The sequence below is a fragment of the uncultured Allobosea sp. genome (genome assembly GCF_945956895.1).
In the GTDB taxonomy this organism is placed as follows: Bacteria; Pseudomonadota; Alphaproteobacteria; order Rhizobiales; family Beijerinckiaceae; genus Allobosea.
Window position 1 is genome coordinate 1 of record NZ_CAMFJF010000123.1, and the last position, 5,767, is coordinate 5,767.

General features: G+C 68.4%; 6 protein-coding genes. 3 read left to right on the plus strand and 3 right to left on the minus strand.

Annotation, left to right across the window (positions count from 1 at the left end):
- Positions 1-106 precede the first annotated feature (106 nt).
- Both Q0Q02_RS22980 and nagA read left to right on the plus strand, forming a co-directional pair.
- Positions 107-1,138, plus strand: coding sequence for an SIS domain-containing protein (locus Q0Q02_RS22980; RefSeq protein ID WP_293813052.1), 1,032 nt, complete (start codon positions 107-109; stop codon positions 1,136-1,138).
- Positions 1,138-2,250, plus strand: coding sequence for an N-acetylglucosamine-6-phosphate deacetylase (nagA, locus tag Q0Q02_RS22985; protein WP_293813054.1), 1,113 nt, complete (start codon positions 1,138-1,140; stop codon positions 2,248-2,250). The genes Q0Q02_RS22980 and nagA overlap by 1 nt, the downstream gene beginning before the upstream one ends.
- A 39-nt stretch (positions 2,251-2,289) precedes the next feature.
- Here nagA and Q0Q02_RS22990 read toward each other — a convergent pair whose 3' ends face one another.
- Positions 2,290-3,633, minus strand: a complete 1,344-nt coding sequence (locus Q0Q02_RS22990) for a GAF domain-containing protein (protein WP_293813055.1) — start codon at positions 3,631-3,633, stop codon at positions 2,290-2,292.
- Complete coding sequence (locus tag Q0Q02_RS22995; RefSeq protein WP_293813057.1) at positions 3,630-4,103, minus strand: pyridoxamine 5'-phosphate oxidase family protein; 474 nt, start codon at positions 4,101-4,103, stop codon at positions 3,630-3,632. Before Q0Q02_RS22995 ends, Q0Q02_RS22990 begins: the two co-directional genes overlap by 4 nt.
- A 145-nt stretch (positions 4,104-4,248) precedes the next feature.
- Here Q0Q02_RS22995 and Q0Q02_RS23000 point away from each other — a divergent pair, with 145 nt between their 5' ends.
- On the plus strand, positions 4,249-5,094 hold the full coding sequence (locus Q0Q02_RS23000) for an arylamine N-acetyltransferase (RefSeq protein ID WP_293813059.1): 846 nt from the start codon (positions 4,249-4,251) through the stop codon (positions 5,092-5,094).
- Between the two features lie 40 nt (positions 5,095-5,134).
- On the opposite strand, the gene Q0Q02_RS23005 is transcribed toward Q0Q02_RS23000, so the two are convergent.
- Positions 5,135-5,605: a YHS domain-containing (seleno)protein gene (locus tag Q0Q02_RS23005; RefSeq protein ID WP_293813061.1), complete on the minus strand. Its 471-nt coding sequence runs from the start codon at positions 5,603-5,605 to the stop codon at positions 5,135-5,137.
- Between the last annotated feature and the right edge of the window lie 162 nt (positions 5,606-5,767).

Consider the following 5,767-nt stretch of genomic DNA (forward strand, 5'->3'; position numbering starts at 1 on the left):
CCTTCCTCGCCAACGGCAAGCCGGTCGAGTTCACGGTCTCCGCCTATCGCGGCGACCGCTATGATTTCGTCGCCACCCTGCAAGGGGAAGCCATGGGGCTGCAATCATGAGCCGGCAGGAACCTGCCACCTCCCGCATGGCGGCGGAGGTCAGCGAGATTCCGCAGGCGGCTGCGCGCCTCCTGCGCGAGGGGCGTGACGGTATCGCGCGTGTCGCCGCAGCGCTCGACATGCGCCGCGTCAGCCATGCGGTGGTCAGCGGCCGCGGCAGCTCCGGCCATGCCGGCACCTATCTGCGCTATCTCATCGAAACCCGCCTCGGTTTGAGCGCAGCGCCCGCGGCTCCTTCCGTGGTGACGCGCTATGGCGCGAATCCGCGCCTCGGCGAGGCACTCTACATCCTGATCTCGCAATCCGGCCGCAGCCCGGATCTCGTCACCGCGGCCGAGCAGGCGACCACGGCCGGCGCCCAGACCATCGCCATCGTCAACGACCCGGACTCGCCTGCCGCGCGCGCCTGCCGCCATGTCATCCCGATCGCCGCCGGCCCCGAGCTCGCCGTCGCAGCAACCAAGACGGTGGTGAACACCATGCTCGCCGGCTTGTTGCTGGTCGGCATGCTGGCCGAGGATAAGGCGCTCACCGCCTTAGCGGGGACGGCACCCGAGCGGCTGGCGCAGGCGCTCGCCCTCGACTGGTCGCCCTGGGCGCGCCGCCTGTCCCCTGCCCCCGCCGGCTTCGTGATCGGGCGCGGGCTCAGCCTCGGCCCAGCCCGCGAGGCGGCGTTGAAGGCCGCCGAAATCCTGGGCGTACCGGTGCTTGCCTATAGCGCCGCCGAGGTCCTGCATGGGCCGAAGGCGGCGATCCGCGGCGAGCATCCGATCCTCGGGCTCAATGCCGGCGGTGAGGTTTCCGACAGCATCGAGGACGCGCTGGCGACGCTTGGCCGGCAGGGCAGCCCGGTCTTCTCGGGCACCGGAGCACAGCCGAGCCTGCCCGGCCTCGGCCCGGGCGAACCGGCGCTCGACGCCATCGCGCAACTGGTGCCGGTCTATCGCGCGCTCGAAGCGGAAGCCCGACGGCTCGGCCGCAATGTCGACAGCCCGCCAGGGCTGCTCAAGGTCACGGAGACGCTCTGATGGCCGCCGCCCGGCAGGCTTGGCGCGCGAAGCGCCTGTTCGACGGCGCCGAGATCCTGGACGATCGGATCGTCGTCGCCGAGGACGGCATCGTCAGCGCGATCCTCCCGACCGACGCCAAGCCCGATTGCCCGGTCGAGGAGCTGCCCGAAGACGCCGTCCTGTCGCCGGGCTTCATCGACATCCAGGTCAATGGCGGCGGCGGCGCCATGCTGAACGACAGCCTGACGGTCGAGGGCATCGCCACGATCACAGCCGGCCATGCCCGCTTCGGCACCCGCTTCCTGCTGCCGACGCTGATCAGCGCCAGCCGCACCGATATCGCGCGTGCGATCGCCGCAGCACGCGAGGCGATCGCACAAGGCGTGCCCGGCGCTCTCGGAATTCACATCGAGGGGCCCTTCATCAACCCCGAGCGCAACGGTGCCCATCCGCTCGCCAACATGCTGCGGCCGGAGCCGTCGGATGTCGACCTTCTCACCGGGCTGGGGCCGACGGGCGCGACCCTGGTGACGCTCGCCCCTGAAATCGTTCCGCCGGGCTTCATCCGCGCATTGGTCGAACGCGGCATCAGGGTCTGCGCCGGCCATACCAACGCCACCGCGGCGGAGATGGCACGCGCCCATGCCGAGGGGCTTTCCGGCGTCACCCATCTGTTCAATGCCATGTCCCAACTCGGCTCGCGGGAGCCCGGCGTGGTCGGCGCGGCGATGTCCGATCTCGGTCTCGCCGCCGGGATCATCGCCGATGGCCACCACGTCGCCTGGCCCTCCTTCCAGGCGGCTTTCCGCGCCATCGGGCCGCAGCGGATGATGCTGGTGACCGATGCGATGGCGACGATCGGCTCGCCGCGCGATGCTTTCGAGCTCTTCGGCGAGACAATCCGTGTCAGCGAGGGGCGGCTGGTCAATGCCGAGGGCCGGCTGGCGGGCGCCCATCTCGACATGAACACCGCGATCCTCAACGCGCATCGCCATGGCGGCGCCACGCTGACGGAGGCTCTGGCAATGGCCAGCACGACGCCGGCGACCTATCTCGGCCTCTCCGGCAGCCATGGCCGGATCGCGCCGGGCCGGAAGGCGATCTTCTCCGTGCTGCAGACGGCAGCCTGACCCTCGGTCGGGCCTTTCCCATCGCCCCCGCCCCGCCCGCTACGCCCCGGCCGTGCCGAGTGTCAACGCCCCGTCGACGTTCAGACGGACGCGGCCTCTGCCGATGCGGACGAGGCGAAGCGGAGCCTGCTTTTCCTCGAGCCGGCGGCGCAGCAGCAGAAGCCGCGTTTCGAGATTGTCCTTGATATCGGGCATCCTGGCTCCGGCCGCCAATCGCATTTCCCGGTTCGTGAATTCGTTCCGCCCTTCCGCGAGATGCCATTCCACCATCAGGCGCAGCAGCGCGCCTGCAACGCCCTTCACGATATAGGTGCCGTCGACGAACACGCTGTCGTCATAGCGGTGATGAACCACGCTGATCTCACGTCCCACGGCAGTTGGAGCCGCAGATCGGGCGGCCTGCGCCGGCTCGGCAGCCGCGGCCTCCCGCTCGCTGTTGGCGAGAGCGCCGGCCGCCTGCCCTGCCAGGATTTCGAGGGCCGCCTCGTCATCCTCGCGAAAGGCCAGCCGTTCCGCGCTTTCGATGAAAAGCACGCCTTTCATCGTACCGCGGGCGATCATGGGCACCGCGATCTGGCTCATGGCCGCCGGCAATTGCGGAAAGGCGACGGTGCGTGTCAGGTTTTCGGCAGCCTCGGCCTCCTGGCCGATCGCCTCCCCGAAACGGCGCAGGCGGCTCATGTCGTTGACCTTGATCGTCCGGGCCGTCGCCGCAGCCGAGCCGATCAACCCTTCGCTGCCAGCGATTTCCGAGCCGAGGCCGGAGTGTTCGTAGCCGATGCTCCCGGCGGTGACCATGCAGCCGTGATGGCTGTCATGGATGAGGACGAGCGCGTTGCCATATCCCAGCACCTGTCGGACTGCTGCAAGCAGGCTGTCGATGATCCCGCCGGCGTCAGCCGCCTGCTCGACGGCCCTGATCGCCTCCGACAGGGCGGGGAGGCTGACGGGCGCCCGGCTGGCGGCGGCCGGTATCGTCTCGACATCGGAAGGGACCGCCTCGATCGCGTGCACCCGGAAGATATCCGCGCTCCGCAGCCGCATGACCTCGGACATGCCGACCTGCGCGCTGCTCGCCTTGAGCTGGAGCGCGATCCTGTCGAAGAGCGGGCCTGTATCGACGGAGCGCACGAAGCCGATATCGAGCAGGAACTGAGCGCCCGTGAAGCCATCGACCAGGATCAGCGTGACCTTGGGATTGGCGCGGATATTCGCCGCCGTCTTGGCGAAGAACTGGTTGGAGAGCGCCACATGCGCGTCGTCGACCCGCACCACATGGGAGAGGTAGGAGATGTTCGGCATGCCATCGGCCGAGGCCGTGGCGATGATCGAAGGGATGACGCCTTCGAAGCACGAGGCAAGGTCGGACAGGCGCAGGCTCATGGCGATCCCGCGCCCGCCAGCATCCCGGCCAGCGGGCCCGGCGTCTGGACATAGATCTCGCTGATCGCGAGCCGGGCGACCCGGATTCCGCGAGCGGTCAGCCAGGGCGGGATGATGTGTCGGGGAACGCCAAGGGCCTCAAGCTCGTTCGTCGCGGCCGCCATGAAGCGCTCGGCGCAGTCCCGGTGACGCGCCGTCGTTTCCTGCAGGCTGGCGCGCCCCTTGAGTTGAAAGCTCACATAGTCCGACGGGCTGACGAAGGTGGCCGCGACCCGGCCCGTCTGCCGGATATCGGCCTCCAGGCGCGGCGATTGCCAGGCGGAGAAGATCACGTCGATCGTCTCCCTGTCCTCCTGCACGTCGAAGCCGACGCCCCGCCCCGCGGATGGGCGCCCGCCCGCATCGGCCCCGGCGATGATGCACATCAGCGGTCGCCCGAGAAATTCGAGAAGCTTGTCGTCGAGCCGCACGGCCGCCCCCTCGCCTGCCCCAGGCTGCTTAGCAAGCTTTTAGGATATCGGGCCCGGGCTTGCACATTCATTTAGGAACGCCGGATCGCCCGGCGCGCTACAGGCAGCGAACTCTCGACCAGGCTCATCGAAAGGAGACCATGGGGTGTCGCATATGCCTTCAAGCGAAAACCGGATGACCTTGAGCGCCGGCCAGATCGACGCCTATCTCGCAAGGATCGGCATGGAACGGCCCGGCACTCTCGATCTCGCCAGCCTGTCGCAGCTCCACCGGGCTCACCTGATGGCCTTCACCTGGGAGGCGCTCGACGCCTTCATGGGCTGGCCCTCCTCGATCGCCCCCGCCTCGGCCTTCGCCAAGATGGTCGAGGGCCGACGCGGCGGCTGGTGCTTCGAAATGAACGGCCTGTTCGGTGCCGCGCTCGCCGCGCTCGGCTTCCGGGTGACCCGTCTTTGCGGCGGCGTCCATCGCGAGCTTCTGGGCGACGTCGCCATCGGCAATCACCTCACCCTGCGCGTCGACCTCGACCGTCCCTATATCGCCGAGGTCGGCCTGGCCGACGCCATTATCGCCCCCGTGCCGCTTGCGCTGGGGCCGATCAGACAGCGCGGGTTCGATTTTGCGATCACGCAGGCCGACGACGGCTGGCTGCGCTTCAACAACCATCCGCGCGGCATCGCCAAGAGCGTCGATTTCCGGGCCGATCACAGTGACGAGGCCGCCATGGAAATGGCGCATGGCTGGCTGACGACGGATCCGGGCTCGCCCTTCACCAACGCGCTCGCGGTCTTCCGACATACGGCGGATGGCTACATCGCCCTGCAGAACGACTGCCTGCGCCGCGTCTCCCCGGATGCCGCAAGCGAAGAGCGCATCGTCAGCGCGAGCCAACTCGCGGATATCTTCGAGGGCGTCTTCGAAATCGATGTCCCGCAATCCGATCGCGTCTGGGACAGGGTCCAGGCGATTGGCCGCGACAAGGCCGCCTGAACAGGTTCGGTCCTTCCAAGGCCACACAGGCGCGGGCTCGCTACCGGATATCCCGCGCACTCAGCCGGGGCCAGCTCCCGTCGGCGCGGGCGATATAGGTCTTCGTCCGCTTGAGCCAGGTCTTCCGCACGTCGAGATCGTAATTCAGGTAGAGCCGGCCATCGACGATCGACCAGGCATCCGGCTCGCTCTTCACGAGATAGCCGCGCGAGGTGCCATAGGCGCAGAAGCCGCCATAGGCCGGCAGGTAGCGCTCCGGATCGGCTTCGAACAGTGCCTTGTGCTCGGCGCTGCCGAAATGCCAGATCGCGCCGCCGTGCCGAACCGAGAATTCCGGCTTGCCGAGCCGCGGGCCACCGTCGCGAAAATAGGCGACGGGATCGTAGCCGCGGATCGCGACACCATTGGGCGAGCCGAGCGTGTTGACCGGGCGTGGTACCTCGGCGTTGGCCTCAGCCCCGGCAAGCAGCGCTGCAGCGGCGAGGCCTAGGAAGGCGCGTCGGTCGAGCATGGCGTCACCTCCCGCGCGCTTCCAGCGCCTCGAAGACATAGGCTGCGAGGTAGCCGTAGATCGCGTGGCCGATGAGGCTCATGAAGGACAGGCGCGGCACGTCGTTCAGCAGGAAATGCTGCCCGGCCAGCGGCGCGAAGAAGGCGAGCGCGATGAAATAGG